This window comes from Bradyrhizobium sp. 190 (genome assembly GCF_023073415.1).
Taxonomy (GTDB): domain Bacteria; phylum Pseudomonadota; class Alphaproteobacteria; order Rhizobiales; family Xanthobacteraceae; genus Bradyrhizobium.
Map to the genome: position 1 here is coordinate 851,492 of NZ_JADPJL010000008.1, position 17,474 is coordinate 868,965.

Sequence of the window (17,474 nt, forward strand, 5' to 3'; positions counted from 1 at the left end):
GAAGGGCGCCGGACAGAAGCGGCCCAAAACCGGAAACAAACGAAGCATTCAATTTGCTGAGTGAGGGGAAACGATGAATCGGCCATTCAATATGCCTGACGAGTTTGTCGAGGGATTCATGAAGGCGGGTGCGAGCCTGTGGCGGTCGCTGGGATGGACACCGAATGCCGATCGTGACGGCGCGAGCGTCAGCTCAGCTCTGAGTTCGTCGGGACGCATCGCCGAACTACAGGCTGACCATCTGATGCGTCTGTACCAGCTCACGGAAAACGTCTTCAAATCGGCGGCAGGAATGCAGACCGAGGCGGCCCTCGAACCTCTGCGCGGCGATCGCAGGTTCAGCGCCACGGAATGGCGGGACAATTCGCTCCATAGTCTGCTGAAGCAATGCTATTTGCTGGATTCGCGCTATTGCACTGACTTCGTCGAAGCGCTGGATCTGGACGAAAAGGAAAAGCATCGGCTGCGTTTCTTCACGCGCCAACTCGTCGAGGCGATGAGTCCGACCAATTTTGTCACCACCAATCCCGACGTCATCAAGCTCGCGACGGACACCGAAGGCCAAAGCCTCAAGGCAGGCCTGGACAACCTGATGTCGGATCTGAGCAGGGGTAGTCTGACGATCACGGACGAGGGCGCTTTCGAGGTCGGAAAGGACGTCGCGGCATCCAGCGGCGCGGTCGTATTCGAGAACGACCTGTTTCAACTGCTTCAATATGAACCGGCGACGGAGCAGGTGGCTGTGCGGCCACTGCTGATTGTGCCGCCCTGCATCAACAAGTTCTACATTCTTGACCTCCAGCCGGCCAATTCCTTCGTCCGGTTTGCGGTCGAGCACGGCATGACGGTCTTCATCGTTTCCTGGCGCAACCCGGATGCCTCTTGCGGGCATTTTGGATGGGATGATTACGTCGAGCATGGCGCAATGCGCGCCATCGAGATCGCCCGGTCGATCGCCGGCGCCGACAAGGTCAACGTCGTCGGCTGGTGCGTCGGCGGAACCATCCTGTCGTCTGCACTTGCTATCCTTCGGACCCGAGGCGACGAATCGGTCGCCAGCGTGACGCTGCTGACGACCATGCTCGATTTCCGCGAACCGGGTGATCTTGGCGTATTCGTGGACGAGGAGAGCGTGCGACAGCGTGAGCAGACCATCGGAAATGGCGGCATCTACCGCGGCGCCGAGCTGGGGTTCGTGTTCCAGACGCTGCGTTCGAAAGAGCTGATATGGCCGAACGTGATCAATAATTATCTGAAAGGAAAATCGCCCGAGCGTTTCGATCTCCTGTTCTGGAATGCCGACGTCACCAATCTGCCCGGACCGATGTACTGCTGGTATATCAGGAACATGTACCTGGAGAACAATCTCCGGGAACCGAACAGGTTGACGATGTGCAACACTTCAGTCGATCTGGGGCGGGTCGACCTGCCGGCCTATGTTCTGGCGACGGTCGAGGACCATATCGTGCCGTGGCGATCCGCCTATCGGACAACGGGCCTGTTCGGTGGCGACACTCGCTTTGTCCTTGGCGCAAGCGGCCATATCGCCGGTGTGATCAATCCGGCGTCGAAGAACAAGCGAAGCTATTGGGTGTCGACCAATCGGTGCGACGACCCGGCGATCTGGCTGGCCGGCGCCGATGAAAAGCCCGGCAGCTGGTGGAATGATTGGATTGCCTGGCTCAAGCCGCGGGCGGAAGAACAACTACCGGCGCGCACGCAACTTGGCAGCAACCTCTATCCTCCGGGCGAATCTGCACCCGGTCGATATGTGAAGGCGAAAGCCGACTGACAGCCGGCGTCTATGGCGAGCGTGGTACTACCGGCAACCGAGAGGGAGTCGAGGCGGCGATGGATCGGCGCATCAGTTTAAGTCTTTCGATTGGTTAAAAGGCCGCGTGTGCACGACGTGTGCACCGGGAGATCCAGAAAATCCATTGACGGCAAATCTGAGCAGTCGCTCCGAGGCGTGACGCAGACGCCGGGCTCGACGCGATCGAATTGACGAGAGCGGTGCAGCCACCTGCGACCGAGAAGCTGATCTCGTTTGTCGGCATAGCGAACCGACCTACCTTCGTGTCGCCAGTGGGGTAGGGGGCTTCTGTTCAGAGTAAGGGTGAAGAATGCTGATGTCGGGGTTCGAGTCGCTCTACCATGCGAGTTCCCCCTGTGGCGTGGGGTGTCTGGCTGTAGCGCCCTCCCGCTACCAGAGCTGCGGTTGTTCGGCGCTCAGGGCACCTTGATCCCGGCGCGCTCGATCACACGCGCGTACCCTGCACGCTCCTTGGCAAGCGCCTCGGCGTAGGCCGGACCTTGCAGTTCGGTCTGGAGTACACCAAACTTTTCGAGTGCGGTGCGGACTTCGGGGATCTTGCCGACCGCGACCAGCTCTTCAATGAGCTTCTTCACGATGTCGGGCGGTATGTTGGCGGGTCCGACCCAGCCGAATGCCGGCATCAGTTCGAAGCCCGGTAGGGTCGCGGCTGTCGGCTCGATCTCCTTGGCGAGCGGATAGGGCCCAGGCGACGTGATCGAGACGGCACGCAGCTTGCCGGCTTTCACTTGCTCGTATGCCACGGCGAAGTTGTCGCAGGCGAGCCGGATCTGACCACCAATCAGATCCTGGATGCTGAGGTTTGATGCGCGGTAGGTGACGGCCGTCATCTTGAGCCCCGCGGCGTCCTCCAGCATCGCGCCGCAGATATGCTGCGTCGTGCCGGGGCCAGATGTCGCATACGGCGTCTCCGGGTTCGCCTTCAGCCAGACGATCAGCTCCGCCATGGTGTTGGCGGGGACGGACGGGTTGACGAGCCAGATGTTCGGCTGCGCTGCCATGCCATAGAGGTAGGTGAAGTCTTTCTCGACGTCGTAGGGGATCTTGTCCTTGATCAGTACCGGATTGATGGCGATTCCACCGGAGGTTGCTACCGCAACGGTGTAGCCGTCCGGCGCCGCGCGCGTCGTTGCGTGCAGACCATTGACCCCGCCCGCACCGGGCCTGTTCTCGACGACGAACTGCTGGCCGAGCCGCCTCGTCAGTTGCTCTGCAAAAATGCGCGCCATGACGTCCGTGTTGCCGCCCGCGGCGAACGGCACGATGACAGTCACGGGCCTCGATGGCCACTTTTCTTGCGCCGTCGCAGCACCAGTGAGCAAGCCGAGCGTCACGGCCACCACGGCGAGCCTTGCGAGAATACGGGACGGCATTTCGTTCTCCGATCTCTGACGAGTGGTGTTGCAGCAAGAAAGTCGGTCAGCCCTAGGATCGACCGAGCATTCCGAAGGATATTTCGCCAGACGCAAATATGTCAATGACTGGTAAAATTTCGAACCCTGCCCGTGGTCCTTTGGGTCTGCTAGGTGGAATTCACAGGCTTCGCGCGCTCCCTCAGCGTGAACTTCTGCATGCTGATCTCGCTTCTGCCTTTACGGAAGCCTGGGACCGCGGCGCTCATTGGAGAGCCGCGATCCGCACTAGCATCGCGACCTACGACGACTTCCAGAATTCGTTCCGAGCCGAACTTGCCAAGGGCGTAACCGAGCTCGGTTCCGACCCCACCGATTGCGATCTTGCAGATAAGCCAACCGATGCATCTACGCCCCCGTCCAAAATAACGCGCGGATTACGGCCCCTGCGTAACGGTCCGAGCTGTGTCGCTAGAATGCTTTCAGCGACAATCTGCGTGCTGGATCGGAATGCAATTAGATGAAGGTCGTCATGCGTGTGCACTCGGGTTTTCGTGTGCACCATGTGTGCTTGGAGAATGCAAAATGTGGCGATTTGGCTTCCAATCGGAGCGGATATGGCCCTAGAAAAACCGGGGTAAACAGACTCGCTAAATGCCGAATTTGCCAGTCGGTCCAATCCCTTATAGGATCGGTCTAGGATAGAAAGATTAGCGATATGAACGCCTTAGACCACCGTTTTTCTGTGGCGCCCATGATGGACTGGACCGACCGGCATTGTCGCGTCTTCCACCGTCTGATGACGCGGCGGAGCCGGCTCTACACGGAGATGCTGACGACGGGCGCCATCATTCATGGCGACCGCAGGCGGCTGCTCGGCTTCGATCCAAGCGAGCATCCGGTGGCCCTTCAGCTCGGCGGTTCCGATCCCGGTGATCTCGCCACTGCGGCCAGGATCGGCGAGGATTTCGGTTACGACGAAATCAATCTCAATGTCGGCTGTCCGTCCGACCGGGTGAAGGATGGCCGCTTCGGCGCTTGCCTGATGGCAGAGCCGGCGCTGGTGGCGGATGGCGTTGCGGCCATGAAGCGCGCGGTCAAAATTCCCGTCACGATCAAATGCCGGATCGGCATCGATGACCAGGATCCGGAAGTCGCGCTCGACGTGCTGGCGCGCGGCGTGGTCGCGGCCGGCGCGGACGCGCTCATCGTGCATGCGCGCAAGGCTTGGCTGAACGGATTGTCGCCGAAGGAAAACCGCGACATCCCGCCGCTCGACTACGACAGGGTCTACCGGCTCAAGGCCGCACTTCCGGATATGCCCATCATCATCAATGGCGGCATCGGCAGCGTTGCGGAGGCTGCGCGGCATCTCGACCACGTTGACGGCGTTATGCTGGGGCGGGCGGCCTATCAGGAGCCATGGCGTTTGCTTGTCGTCGATCCGGAGCTGTTCGGCGAGGCGGCGCCATACGCCACCATGAAGGACGTCTTCGAAGCGATGTTTCCCTACATCGAAGACCAGTTGGCGCAGGGCGCACGGCTGCATTCGATGACGCGGCATTTCGTCGGCGCGTTTCACGGCGTGCCAGGCGCGCGCGCGTTCCGCCGTCATCTCGCGGAGAAGGGCGTCAAGCCGGGCGCCGGCGTCGACGTGCTGCGCGATGCGATCGCACTGGTCGAGGATCGCGCGGCGGAGGCGGTCGCGGCGTGAAGCGCTAGGCGGCGCGCTCTCCGGAACGGCGCGCTTCCGAATTCGCTTTCAGTCCGAAATCATAGTTCAGATGATAATAAGGCTGCGCGATCTCGCGGCCATCCACGGCCGTTCCGGCGGGCATGCTGGCGAATTCCCGGATCAGGCTGTCCTTGACGCCGAAGACGACATCCGAGTCCAGATATGGGTCGCCGGCTGCGAAGACATGCGTCACCAGCGTCCGGTGTCCGGGCGCGGCAATCATGAAATGGACGTGGGCCGGGCGCCAGGGGTGACGGCCCTGCGCCTCGAGCATTTTGCCGACCGGCCCGTCATGGGGGATCGGATAGGCCGCGGGCCTGATTGACCAGAACCAGAACCGGCCGTTTTCATCGGTGCGAAACCGCGCGCGCATCGCCAGTTCGCCAATTTCATCAAGCTGCTGAACGTCGTAATAGCCATCATTGTCCGAATGCCAGACGTCCACCACGGCGCCGGCGAGCGGCTTGCCGCCAGCCGTCGATACCGTGCCGGTGACCAATAGCGGCGCGCCTTCCATGGCGCCGGAGATATCCGCGCCCGGCGGATGCTCGGGCGCGCGCTGTACGTAAAACGGTCCGAGCACGGTCGTCTCGGTCGTGCCCTCCGGCGTCCGATGGTTGATGGCATCGACCAGCATGGAGACGCCGAGCGTATCGGACAGCAGGATGAATTCCTGCCGCTTGTCGTCGCACATCTGCCCGGTACGGGTCAGGAAGTCGATGCCGGCCTCCCATTCCGCTTGCGTGGGTTCGATCTCCCTGACGAACGCATGCAGGTGACGCACGAGCGCCTCGCTGACCTGTCGGACGCGATTGTCCTTTGCGGCGCTGACGCGCTGCAAGACGGCGTCGGTGATGGTGGCTTCGTCAAAGTTGCGCATGGTGATGTTCTCTTCAGGAAATCGCGGGGAAGGTCTGTGGAGCGTCCCCGCGCCAGGCACGCGCGATCAATTCGCGGATTACCTCGCGCTCGATCGGGCGCGGATTCCAGTACGGGTTCTTCACGGCGAGGTCGGCGGCCCGATCGATGCCGCTCTCGGGCATGCCGATCTCGCGCAGCGATGCCGGTGCTGCAAGCTTTCGCGCCAGATCGTGGAGGCCGAGCGCCGGATCGGCTACGCCGAGCGCGGCGGCGATGCACGCCATCGCGTCGGGCGCGGCAGGCGCGTTGTAGGCGAGGGCGTGCGGGAGGATGACAGTGTGGGTTTCCGCATGCGGCAGATTGAACGACCCGCCCAGCGTATGGCAGAGCTTGTGATGCAGGGCCATACCGACGGCGCCGAGGCAGATGCCAGAGAGCCAGGCGCCATAGAGCGCTTCGGTGCGCGCGGTCTTATCGTCTGGCCGGGCGCAAATTATTGGCAGCGCATGCGCCAGCGTGCGGATTCCCTCCTGCGCCATCAGCGATATCACGGGGTTGCGATCTCGCGCGTAGAGCGCCTCGACCGCATGCGCGATGGCGTTGATGCCCGATGTCGCGGACAATCCCGGAGGCATCGTCATGGTAAGGTCGACATCATAGATCACGATCTCGGGGAGAATTTTCGGACTCGATTGCGTGGTCTTGATGCCGCCGCTGGTCTGGCCGACGACCGGCGTCATCTCGGAGCCGGCGTAGCTGGTCGGCAGCACGATTTGCGGCAGGTCGGTGCGCAATGCGATCGCCTTGCCGAGGCCCGTGGTCGAGCCGCCGCCGAGCGAGACGATGCAATCGGCCCGCACATCGCGCACGGTTTCCATCGCCCGTTCCGTTACGTCGATGGGTGTGTGCATCACCGCGCCCGTGAAGACGCCGGCGAAGCGTTCACCGATCATCTCGCGGATGCTGGCGACCAGCTCCTTCTGTCGCGGGGTGGCCAGCACGAGGGCGCTGACGACGCCGAGGCGGGACAACTCGTCGGGTAGTTGGCGCAGCGTGCCGGTGCCGAACACCACCCGCATCGGCGCGCTCTGATAGACGAAGTCTTGCATGGTCGCTCCTTGCGGACTTTCCGCATCGACACCCCGCCTCAGGAGGCGGGCTGTGCAACCTTGCGCAAGCCGGCCGTCTCTTCAAGGCCGCTCGCAGGGACACCTGCTGGCCGCCGAGCCAGCAGGATGATGCCTCCAGCCGCGATCGCCGAGACGCCGATCGACAGGAACATCGGCGTCGGGCTCTGGTAGATCTGTTGCAGCGCGCCGGCGACGAACGGACCGAGAATGGCGCCGACGCGCGCGACCCCAAGTTCCATTCCAACCGCGGTGGCGCGCACGCCGGTCTCATAGGAGGCCGCGGTAAAGTTGTTCAGCACGAACTGCGCGCCGATGATGAAGAAGCCGGCGGCCGCGACGGAGGTGATGTTGACGATGTGATCGTTCAACACCACGAGGGAGAGCACCGCGACGCCGCCGATCGCCCACCAGGTCGCGATCAGGCCGCGGCTGCTGCCGGACTTGTCGACCAGATGCCCAAGCGCGAGACCGCCGACGAACGACATGATCTGCATCAGCGCACCGAAGCCGAAGCTTGCCGCGAAGGTTTCTCCACGCTGCATCATCACGGTCGGAATCCAGCCCGACAGGCCGAAGATGCAGAACAGGCTGAGGAACGCCGACGCCCAGATCGCGAACGTGGTCCGGCGATACTTGGACTGGAGCAGTACCGCCACCGAATTGACCGGCTTTTCGGACTGCCCGACTGGAATTTCGGCCGATTGGTAGACCGCGGCGCGCTCGGGCCGAAGCTTGCTGAGCATGTCGCGGATTTCGTCGACGCGGCCCTGCAAGGCCAGAAACTTCGGTGATTCCGGCAGCATCACGTGCATGAAGGGCAGCAGTAGGAACGACAGTGAGCCGATCCAGTACAGCGAGGTCCAGCCGAACACCGGCGTCGCAAACACGCCCGCAACACCGGCAAGCGTGCCGCCAAGCGCCCAGCCGAGCGCGACGCCCCACAGCGCGAACGTGTTCGCAACGCGTCGCGGCGCCAGTTCGTTGATGTACGTCGTTGCCAAGGGCAGCAGCACGCCGAGACCGATGCCGGTTAGGATGCGCAGGATGCAGAACGACAGAAACGAATCCGCCGACGTCGCGGTCAGCAGCGTGAAGATGCTGGTGATCCATAGGCCGCCGAGCAGGGTGCCGCGGCGGCCGAGCCGATCGGCGATGATACCGTGGATCGCAGCGCCGATCAGGAATCCGACCAGCCCGCTGGAGATCAGTAGTCCAGCCTGGCCGGCCTGAAGGCCCCACGGTTTTGCGACGTAATGGATGACGTAAGCCGGATTGAACGTGTCATATCCGTCAAACAGCGTGAGCAGTCCCATCATGGCGCCGAGGCGCCAGTGAAACTTTCCCACCTTTGCTTCGGCGAGTTCCTCGTGAAGATCGATTACCTGCGTGCTCATGGTCGTTCCCCTCCCAAGATGGTGTTCGTAAGTTGTGAGACCGCTTATTCCGCGGCTTGATTGATGCCGTGCCTGGCGACTTCGCCGAGGTCGAGCTTGAACAAATCGATGGCGTTGCGCCGGCCGATCTTCAGGCGATCGTTCTCGCTGATGCTGGCGCTGTTGAACCAGTCGGAGGCGTGATCGACATTTTCGAACGGCCAGTCAACCGAGAACAGAATGCGGTCCGCTCCGATTTCAAGGATGGAATCAATCAGCGTTTGCGTGCGGAAATTCCCTGAAGTGGTCAGGAAGAAATTGGCGTTGAAGTAGTCGCAGATCTTCTTCTTCGCCTTGTGCTTCGGCGGCGCCTTGACCCAGCCGTTGCGATGGTCGACGCGCCACATGCTGTAAGGCAGACCTTCGCCCATGTGACCCAGGATGATCTTCAGTTTTGGATGGGCATCGAACAGGCCCGATCCCATCAGGCGCAACGCATGAACGGCCGTCTCCTGTCCGAACGCCCAGGTCGGGCCCATCAGCCAGGGATGTCCTTCGTAGATCGCGCAATCCTCCGGCAGCGGATTGCGCGGGTGCAGGTAGAAGGGCAGGCCGGCTTTCTCGACCGCCGCCCAGAACGGCCAGTATTGCGGCAGGTCGTAATAGAGTGGCTTCTTGCCGTCGATCTGCGAGAAGCCATTGACCAGTGCGCCGCGGAAACCGAGCGTGTTGATGCAGCGCTCCAGTTCCTTGATCGCGAGATCCGGATCCTGCATCGGCAGCGCGGCAAAAGCCTGAAAGCGCGACGGGCGCTTGGCGACCTGCTCGGCGAGGAAATCATTGGCCCGGATCGCAATCTCGTTGGCGCGGGCGACATCGGGAATCGCCTGCACCGCGGGTGCGTTCAGCGACAGGATCATCATCTCGACTCCGTGCCGGTCCATCTGCGCTAGCCGCTTGTCCTGAATATCCAGCAGGCGATCCTTCAGCTCCGGCCAATAGGAGTCCGGCACGAAGCCCGCCGAATCCATCAGCGTGTCCGGAATGGCGAAATGTTCCTCTAGTGCGATCTTGCCCTGCATGTCGTCCTCGCTGATGTCTGATGTTGATTAGTATTGGCCCTTAATATTGACCTTGCGGGGTCAGCCCGAGCGCGAGCTGGCCGTACATGGTGCCGACGGCATCCCAGTTCATACTGATGTGGCGGCCGACGGCATTGGCGTCGCGCCAGGCGCGCTGCACCGGGTTGGAAAGGTCGAGGCCGAGCCCGCCGGTCGAGGCGTTCAATGCTTCAGTGGCGCGAATGGCCAGTGAGACCGAAAAGGCCTGACCGCGGCGGCTGACGATGCGATCATCGATCGAGACCGGCCTGTGGTCGCGGATCGTCGCCGCACGATCCCGCAAGTCCCGTAGCAGCACTTCGCGCGCCGCATCGACCGAGGCGGTCGCTTCCGCAACGCGCAACTGGATGGTCGGGAAATCTGCCATGCGGTTGTTGTGGCCGGCCACCGCGCCGCGGGTGATCCGTCTGGAGGTGACGGCGAGATAATCCTCCAGCGCGCCTGCGGCGGCGCCAACGGCGGCCGATGCAAGGCAGGACGGAATATTCGACAGCATCGGGATCGAGAAGGTGGGGTTGGCAGCATAGAGCGCGGCGCCCGGCGTCGTTCCCGATGTGGTGTCGGCGAACGACAGCAGGTGGTGCGCCGGCACGAACACGTCATTCAGCACCAGCGTCTTGCTGCCGGTGCCGCTTAGGCCGACGACATTCCAGGTGTCGTCGATGACGTAGTCGGAGGCGGGGACCAGCAGGAAGGCCGGCGCAAACTGGCCGCTCTCGGTCTTCGACGGCAACAGCGCCGCACACAGCGACCATTGCGCGTTGTCGCAGCCGCTGGCGAACGACCAGCGCCCGGTGAGGCGATAGCCGCCGTCAACCTCGATCGCCTTGGTGGCCGGTGCGTAGGAGCCGCAGGCCACCGCGTCGGTATTGCTGTCCCAAACGTCGCGCTGCGCCGCCTCCGGGAATCCCGCGATCAGCCATTGATGGGCCGCGAGCAGGCCGCCGACCCATGCCGTCGAGGCGCAGCTTTTCGCAAGCTCGATGTTCAGTTCGACCAGCACGTCGAAATCGTGCTCGTAGCCGCCGAACATTGCCGGCTTGACGATGTCAAAATAGCCGATGTTGCGCAGGGCGATGATGTTCTCTTCCGGAATGCGGCCGGCCTTTTCCGTGGTGTGGGCGCGCGCCTTGATCTGCGGCGCGATCTGCGCCACGCGGCTGCGCAACTCGGCAATATCAGGGCGAGGCGCCGGCGCGGGTGGCACGTCCTTCAACTGGGCGACTGATACCATTGGTTTGCTCCGTGTCTTCGATTGGTTGAAAGGCGGTCAGGTGGCAGGCGCGGTTCACGCAGCCCGGCTGCAGTTCACGCAGCCTGGCTGTCGTGCGGCACCGAGAAGCAGTAGGTCGCATCCTGGTAGATCAGCGGCTCGATCGGATCGCGCACGTTCACGGTCTCGGCTTCGCCGATGAAAATCGTGTGCGTGCCGTAGGGCACGGCGGCCGCCTTCTTGCAAAAAATGTTGATCTGGGCGTCGGCGAGGTAAGTGACGCCCTCGGCCGAAGTCATCCAGTCGCCGAGCCCGAACCGTTCTTCGGCCGGGAGCGCGCCACTGAAGGCGGATGAAAGCGTGACCTGATCACGGCGCAGCACGTTGACGCAGAAACGGCGCGCCAGCAGCATGATGTCGTGCAGCAGCGTTTGCTGGTTGACGCAGACGATCAGCGAGGGCGGGTCGAGCGACAGCGACGTGACTGCGGTTGCCGTCATGCCGTGGCGGCGGTTCTGGTCTGATGACGTGATCACCGACACCGCCGCGGGAAATCGCCGCAACGCGCGCTTGAACGTTTCTCGCAATTCGTCGGATGCCGAATCCAGCGACATGGTTTCCTCCACTGAAATCCGCTCTTGTCCGGCGGCTTAACTTTCTCGAACAATAGTTGCATTCGCAAATATCGGTCAAGAGAAATTTTCAAATGCAACAATTGCCTTGAAAAGCAATCGGTGTCCGGCTATTGGAGGATTGCAAAAGTTGCACCAAGGCAGGACGCAAGACTTTGTACAGGCTGACAAATTCCTTTCCCTATTTGCTCAACCGCGTCGGCGTGCAGATGGGCGAGCTGTTTTCCAGGCGCATTGCCGGCTACGGCGTGACCCTGCCGATGTACCGCGTGATGGCCGCGCTTTGGGAAACCGGCGACCAGCGGCTCGGCGATCTCGCTGCGATGACGACGATCGAGATATCGACATTGTCGCGGCTAGTCGGGGAGATGAAACGGCGTGGCCTCGTCACGCGCGCACGGCTGAAGGACAACGGCCGCACCGTTGCGATCAACCTCACGCCGAAGGGGCGGACGCTGGTCGAAGAGTTGATCCCGATCGCCATCCGCTTCGAGGAGGTTGCGGTGCGCGATTTCCCGTCGAAGAACATTTCGGACCTGAAGACAATTCTGGCAGAGATCTATGAGAGCCTGAAGGCGCTCGAACCTGAAATCGAGGAAGCGAACAAGGCGCGCAAGGCGGCAAAGTCAAAAGGCTGACGTCTCCGCGGACGCTCGCGGAGACGTCAAGCTTCTAGGCAAGGCTGGCGTTCGACGAAGCCGCTTGCCGAGAAGCGCGTTGCCACTCGCGGAACCGTGAACCCCTTCACACTTGTAATCCGCCGATCGTCCTACGCTTGTTTAACTAACGCTGGGGCTGTTCTCAAAGAGTGGAGGAAGCTGCAATGCGTGAACCAAACCTTGAAAAGTTGAACGCACTCGTAGGAAAGCTGGTCGGCGACCTCGGCATCTCACTGGGCGGCGCAAGCATACTGCTCGGCGATCGCCTCGGGCTCTACAAGGCGATGGCGGATGGTGCTATGCTCACTCCGTCCGAGCTTGCCAAGAAGACCGGTCTGCACGAGCGTTATGTGCGCGAATGGCTGTCCGGGCAGGCTGCCTCTGGATACATCGACTACCACCCGGAAAAAAATGCGTTCTCACTCTCGGCGGAGCAAGCCATGGCGTTCGCCGAAGAGGGGTCGCCAGCTTTCTTTGCCGGTGCATTCGATGTCGTGCAGTCCACCTATCTCGATGAACCCAAAGTCGCCGAAGCGTTTCGAACCGGGAAAGGCGTTGGTTGGCACGAGCATTCGAAGTGTCTTTTCTCCGGCACCGAACGCTTCTTCAGGCCGGGCTATAACGCCAATCTGGTTTCGAACTGGATTCCGACGCTCGAAGGCGTCGAAGCGAAACTGAAAGCTGGCGCCAGGGTGGCCGATGTCGGATGCGGCCACGGCGCCTCTACGATTGTGATGGCGCAGGCCTATCCCAATTCAGAGTTCTTCGGGTTCGATTACCACAAGCCTTCAATTGAACGCGCGAAGGTCCTGGCGCAGGAAGCGGGAGTTGGGGACCGCATCACGTTCGCGCAGGCCAGTGCCAAGGATTTTCCGGCGAAAGACTATGATCTGGTGGCGTTCTTTGATTGCCTGCATGACATGGGCGACCCCGTGGGTGCAGGCAAGCATGTCAAGGAGACGCTGGCCAAGGATGGGTCGTGGCTGATCGTCGAGCCGTTTGCTCATGACAATCTCAAGGACAATCTCAACCCGGTCGGATGCATCTTCTATCACGCCTCGACATTTATTTGTACGCCGGCATCACTCTCTCAGGAAGTGGGCTTGGGGCTCGGAGCCCAGGCGGGTGAAAGCAGATTGCGTCAGGTGGCGACTGAAGCGGGCTTCAAGCGCTTCCGCCGCGCGACCGAGACGCCGTTCAACATGATCTTCGAAGTGCGTTGACCGATCCGAGCAACGAAGAAAACGCGTCAAGATAAGAATCTAGAGCATTGTCGGTTCTGATTCGATCAGAACCGACGATGCTCTAGTTCGCCGCCGTGCGGCGCTTGCTCCGGCCTGCGACGTCGGGATAACCGTGCAGCATCACTTTGTCGGCTTGCACGCCCCAGCTTTCCAGGCGATCCAGAAAGCTCATGCCGAGCAGGTTGGTCTTCATCTGCCCGCGCGGTACGACCAGCGCCGGGACCGATTTCTCGACGAGCTGACCTACCGCGAGGCGATCGAGCGTCAGCCGCGCCGCCTTGGTGTGGCCGCCGACGGTTTCGACGTCGACATTGTATTCGAGCATCTCGATCGGCAGGCCGATCGCCTTCGCCGTCTCCCAGGTCAGCACCACCGAAGTCGCGCCGGTGTCGATCACCATCGGCGCCTTGACGCCGTTGATCTTGGCATGCAGCGCGAATTCGCCGGCCTTGCCGCGCGCGATCTGCACGGCGGGTGCCGGCTCCAGACTGCGTTGTCGCAGCATTTTCGTCACCGAGTTGCTGGCGCGCGCGATCTGGTCCGGATCGCCGTAGGCGACGACGGCGCCGGCAGTGGCGGCGAGCATCGCCAGAACGAGCATGATGCGGATCACAGCGCGCCTCCGTCGGTTCGTTCGGTGATCAGCCGTGCTCGGTGCGCGGCGGCATCTGCACGAGGCCGGCCTCCGCCATGCGCGCAGCGAGCCCTTCCATCACGGCCAATCGCTCCGCTGTCTCCATGCGGTGCCAGCGCGCGATCTCCGGCAACGTTCGTCCGCAGCCGAAGCAGAGTTTGGTTTTGGGGTCCATCATACAGACTGCGATACACGGTGTTTCTTTGCTCATTTAGCGATAGTGAAATGGTTTGCGTCCCTTGCGCAAGCGCTCCAGCTACAACCCGGTCACAAGCCGGTTCCTGCACTCATGATCGGTTTGTGACGCGCCCGCCGCTTGTCGTCGGCGATCGCTGTGACGGTGGGGTCCGGCTGCAGGGGCGGGGCCTCCTCGGCCATCGGCGCCAGCGCGCTCATCACGCGCTCCGGCGGGAAGGTGACGATGACTTCGGTGCCGATGCGCAATTTCGATTTCAGCGTGAAGGTGCCGCCATGCATGTCGATCAGGCTCTTTGCGATCGGAAGGCCCAGCCCCGCGCCCTGTTCGGCCGACTTGATCGAGTTGGAGCCCTGGCCGAAGGAAGCCAGCACGATCGGGATTTCATCCTCGGCAATGCCGGAGCCGGTGTCCTTGACGCTGAGATATTGCCCGCCGGAAGCGGTCCAGCCGACCTTGAGCCAGATATCGCCGCCCTGCGGTGTGAACTTGATCGAGTTGGACAACAAATTGAGCACGATCTGGCGCGTGGCGCGTTCGTCGCCCCAGATCCTGGGCATGCCGTGCTCGAACACCTCGTGGATGGTGATGCCGCGGCTGGTCGCGCGCAGCTTCAACAGATGGTGGCAGTCGGCAACGACGTGAACCAGCGACACCGCTTCTTCGTTCAGTTCGTAGCGGCCGGCCTCGATCCGCGACAGATCGAGAATCTCGTTGATGAGGTTGAGCAGGTGAACGCCCGAATTGTGGATGTCGGCGGAATATTCCTTGTACACCGGCACCGCATGCGCGCCGAAAATTTCGCTCTTCATCACCTCGGAGAAGCCGAGGATCGCGTTGAGCGGCGTTCGCAGCTCATGGCTCATCTGCGCCAGAAAGCGCGACTTGGCGACGTTGGCGGATTCGGCGCGGTGCCGCGCTTCGTCCGAGATCGCCTTGGCCTGTTCGAGCTCGCCGATCAGCGCGTCCTTTTCGGCGCGCGCTTCGAGCGTCGCCAGCGTCGTCGAATGCAGTTGATGGGCGAGCAGGGCGAAATAGGCTTCGGCGGCGACCGCAAGCAGCGCGAGCGCGTAATTGTCGAAAGTCCTGCCCATCACCAAATTGAGCGCGATCGCCGCCGTCACCGGCGCGGTCGCCGCCATCGCCGCAATGGGGAGGGGCGCCGCCAGCATGCTCGACACCGCGATCACCAGCAGCATCAGGAACATCATCATCGTGTTCGAGACGACGTCGACGCCGGCCGGATGCAGCAGGATCGCCGTCCAGCACAGGCCGTAGAGCAGGTCGAGCAGCACGAACCGGGTTTGCCATTTGCGCGTCGCGGCGAGCGTGGGCTGCTCGCCGAGGAAGCGCCTGCAATTGCGAATGATGACGGCATGGATGCAGAGCATGCCCGCGGTCCAGACCGCGGCCGGCACGGCGGCCTTCCAGAGGCCGAACAGCACGCCGGTCGCAACCACCAGCAGCATGACGACAAAGGAGGCTGATACCCGGGTCTGGGCGTATTGCCGAAGCAGTTCGGTATCGAACGCCGGGCGGGTGCCGCTTGATGACGTTAACCGGTCCCGCGCCTCGCGCACCCGCTGCGCCGCCACGCGCCGGGTGTTGACCGGCGCTGTGACCGGCGCTTCTGCCGGAAGCTGGACAACCTCAGGCTTTTCTGCGGGGTTACTCATCGAACAACACAAATCCTGCCCACGAACCGCGCGGGCTTTTGCATTGTCTATCTGTGGCCCTAAATCATTAAGCGATGACTTAAAGAGCTAAAAATAATCGTTAACGGGAAGTTAAAATTAACCTGTCGGGCAGATGGAACCCCGCTTCTAACAAGACAAGAAGCGGGGCCCGTTCTGCGATCTTAACCGGCTTTTTTAACTCACCGCTCCAGCCGGGCCATCAGGCTCGACGTATCCCAGCGCTTGCCGCCCATCTTCTCGACCTCGGCGTAGAACTGATCGACGAGGGCGGTCACCGGCAGGTTGGCGCCATTGCGGCGGGCCTCGGCGATGCAGATCGAGAGGTCCTTGCGCATCCATTCGACCGCAAAGCCGAAATCGAACTTGCCCTCGTTCATGGCCTTGTAGCGGTTCTCCATCTGCCACGACTGCGCCGCGCCCTTGGAGATGGTTTCGACCACGGCCGCAACGTCGAGTCCCGACTTCTTTGCGAAATGAAGGCCCTCGGACAGTCCCTGGACCAGGCCTGCGATGCAGATCTGGTTGACCATCTTGGTGAGCTGGCCGGCGCCGGCGGGCCCGAGCAGTTTGCACATCCGCGCGTAAGCGCCGGCGATGATCGGCTCGGCCGCGGCATAGGCATCTTCCTTGCCGCCGCACATCACGGTGAGGACGCCGTTTTCCGCACCCGCCTGGCCGCCGGACACCGGCGCGTCGATGAACTTGAAGCCGGCCTTGGCGGCGGCGGCGTCAAGCTCGCGGGCAACCTCGGCGGAGGCGGTAGTGTGGTCGACGAATACGGCGCCCTTTTTCATGCCGGCGAAGGCGCCATCAGTGCCGATCGTGACCGCGCGCAGATCATTGTCGTTGCCGACGCAGCACATCACGAAGTCCTGGCCCTCGGCCGCGGCCTTCGGCGTCGGCGCGGAGCGCCCGCCGAACTTGTCCGCCCAATCCTTCGCCTTGGCGCCGGTCCGGTTGTACACGGTCACCTCGTGGCCGCCTTTTTTCACCAGATGTCCTGCCATGGGGAAACCCATTACGCCGAGACCGAGAAAAGCGACTTTAGCCATATGCAATACCTTAGAGTTCGCCGGCGACCTTGGACGGGCCGGACGTTGTTTTGGAGGGAGCCGCACCATACCCACTGCGCAGGGGAGGGCAACGCCTTCGTTTGGCGGGCAAGCCAGGATTTGTGCTAGGATAGAAGCCTCAAGAACCTTACAAAAAAGGGAGTGACATCGCATGGGCGTCAGCGTGGGCGTGCTCGACCATTTCAACATCCGGACCCGCAACCTTGCCGACACGGTCCGGTTCTATGAAGACGTTCTGGGCCTGGAAAAGGGCGCCCGGCCGAACTTCGCCTTCCCCGGCGCCTGGATGTACAGCGAGGGCAAGGCGGTGGTGCACCTCGTCGATATCTCCAGGACCGAGGAACCCCAGAAGCCCGATTCCGGCGTCGTCCACCATGTCGCGTTTGCGAGCTACGGCTTTGACGGCGTGAAGCGGCGGCTGGAACAGAAGGGCATGGCATACGACTCCCGGCAGGTGCCGGGCGGCGACCTCTGGCAGATCTTCGTCAATGACCCCAACGGCGTCATGATCGAGTTGAACTACGAGGCTGCCAAGGAGCAGGGTATCGCGGCGCCGGCCGAGCGGCGGGACGACGTCGGAGCGAGGTAGCCTTTTGCGCTGAACCGCTCTATGGGTCGCGTCGGACTGGCATGGCGTTTTGCAACGAGGCCCCGCTTTTCGGATTTGCTCCGAGGCGGATCGGGTCGCGTCAAGAAAGCGCGTCAATACAAGAGAGTAGA

Annotated in this window: 16 protein-coding genes; 5 read left to right on the forward strand and 11 right to left on the reverse strand. The window is 62.2% G+C overall.

The genetic code is table 11. The features are described from left to right. The first annotated feature begins 73 nt into the window (after positions 1-73). Positions 74-1,792: a class I poly(R)-hydroxyalkanoic acid synthase gene (gene phaC / locus IVB22_RS07910; protein WP_247516730.1), complete on the forward strand. Its 1,719-nt coding sequence runs from the start codon at positions 74-76 to the stop codon at positions 1,790-1,792. Between the two features lie 437 nt (positions 1,793-2,229). Here the strand turns inward: phaC and IVB22_RS07915 are convergent, their stop codons facing one another. Continuing rightward, on the reverse strand, positions 2,230-3,108 hold the full coding sequence (locus tag IVB22_RS07915; protein ID WP_247516731.1) for a tripartite tricarboxylate transporter substrate binding protein: 879 nt from the start codon (positions 3,106-3,108) through the stop codon (positions 2,230-2,232). A 796-nt stretch (positions 3,109-3,904) separates the two neighbouring features. Between IVB22_RS07915 and dusA the strand changes: the two genes are divergently transcribed. Next, positions 3,905-4,900, forward strand: coding sequence for a tRNA dihydrouridine(20/20a) synthase DusA (gene dusA / locus IVB22_RS07920; RefSeq protein WP_247516732.1), 996 nt, complete (start codon positions 3,905-3,907; stop codon positions 4,898-4,900). Between the two features lie 4 nt (positions 4,901-4,904). Here dusA and IVB22_RS07925 read toward each other — a convergent pair whose 3' ends face one another. From IVB22_RS07925 to IVB22_RS07950, 6 genes are all read right to left on the reverse strand, one after another. Beyond that, positions 4,905-5,801, reverse strand: a complete 897-nt coding sequence (locus tag IVB22_RS07925; protein ID WP_247516733.1) for an intradiol ring-cleavage dioxygenase — start codon at positions 5,799-5,801, stop codon at positions 4,905-4,907. Between the two features lie 13 nt (positions 5,802-5,814). After that, the gene (locus tag IVB22_RS07930) at positions 5,815-6,891 is read right to left on the reverse strand and encodes a maleylacetate reductase (RefSeq protein ID WP_247516734.1); all 1,077 of its coding nucleotides are present in this window, start codon (positions 6,889-6,891) and stop codon (positions 5,815-5,817) included. Positions 6,892-6,929: 38 nt separating this feature from the next. Then, positions 6,930-8,306, reverse strand: coding sequence for an MFS transporter (locus IVB22_RS07935; RefSeq protein ID WP_247516735.1), 1,377 nt, complete (start codon positions 8,304-8,306; stop codon positions 6,930-6,932). Between the two features lie 44 nt (positions 8,307-8,350). Further along, the gene (locus tag IVB22_RS07940) at positions 8,351-9,367 is read right to left on the reverse strand and encodes an amidohydrolase family protein (protein ID WP_247516736.1); all 1,017 of its coding nucleotides are present in this window, start codon (positions 9,365-9,367) and stop codon (positions 8,351-8,353) included. Between the two features lie 40 nt (positions 9,368-9,407). Further along, on the reverse strand, positions 9,408-10,640 hold the full coding sequence (locus IVB22_RS07945; protein WP_247516737.1) for an acyl-CoA dehydrogenase family protein: 1,233 nt from the start codon (positions 10,638-10,640) through the stop codon (positions 9,408-9,410). A 74-nt stretch (positions 10,641-10,714) separates the two neighbouring features. Continuing rightward, positions 10,715-11,233, reverse strand: a complete 519-nt coding sequence (locus IVB22_RS07950) for a flavin reductase family protein (RefSeq protein WP_161855370.1) — start codon at positions 11,231-11,233, stop codon at positions 10,715-10,717. Positions 11,234-11,406: 173 nt separating this feature from the next. Between IVB22_RS07950 and IVB22_RS07955 the strand changes: the two genes are divergently transcribed. Both IVB22_RS07955 and IVB22_RS07960 read left to right on the forward strand, forming a co-directional pair. Further along, positions 11,407-11,889, forward strand: a complete 483-nt coding sequence (locus tag IVB22_RS07955; RefSeq protein ID WP_247516738.1) for a MarR family winged helix-turn-helix transcriptional regulator — start codon at positions 11,407-11,409, stop codon at positions 11,887-11,889. A gap of 185 nt (positions 11,890-12,074) precedes the next feature. Further along, a complete protein-coding gene (locus tag IVB22_RS07960; RefSeq protein WP_247516739.1) occupies positions 12,075-13,133 on the forward strand; it encodes a class I SAM-dependent methyltransferase in 1,059 nt (352 codons plus the stop codon). Between the two features lie 82 nt (positions 13,134-13,215). Here IVB22_RS07960 and IVB22_RS07965 read toward each other — a convergent pair whose 3' ends face one another. The 4 genes from IVB22_RS07965 to IVB22_RS07980 form a co-directional block, all read right to left on the reverse strand. Further along, entirely contained in the window at positions 13,216-13,767 is a 552-nt protein-coding gene (locus tag IVB22_RS07965) for a TIGR02281 family clan AA aspartic protease (protein ID WP_247516740.1), read from the reverse strand. 28 nt (positions 13,768-13,795) lie between these two features. Then, positions 13,796-13,999 carry a DUF1289 domain-containing protein gene (locus IVB22_RS07970; RefSeq protein WP_247516741.1) on the reverse strand — a complete coding sequence of 68 codons (204 nt, stop codon included), beginning with the start codon at positions 13,997-13,999 and terminating at the stop codon, positions 13,796-13,798. 56 nt (positions 14,000-14,055) lie between these two features. After that, positions 14,056-15,660: a HAMP domain-containing sensor histidine kinase gene (locus IVB22_RS07975; protein WP_247516742.1), complete on the reverse strand. Its 1,605-nt coding sequence runs from the start codon at positions 15,658-15,660 to the stop codon at positions 14,056-14,058. A 200-nt stretch (positions 15,661-15,860) separates the two neighbouring features. After that, a complete protein-coding gene (locus IVB22_RS07980) occupies positions 15,861-16,733 on the reverse strand; it encodes an NAD(P)-dependent oxidoreductase (protein WP_247516743.1) in 873 nt (290 codons plus the stop codon). Between the two features lie 172 nt (positions 16,734-16,905). Between IVB22_RS07980 and IVB22_RS07985 the strand changes: the two genes are divergently transcribed. Then, positions 16,906-17,343, forward strand: a complete 438-nt coding sequence (locus tag IVB22_RS07985; protein WP_247516744.1) for a VOC family protein — start codon at positions 16,906-16,908, stop codon at positions 17,341-17,343. The last annotated feature ends 131 nt before the right edge of the window (positions 17,344-17,474 follow it).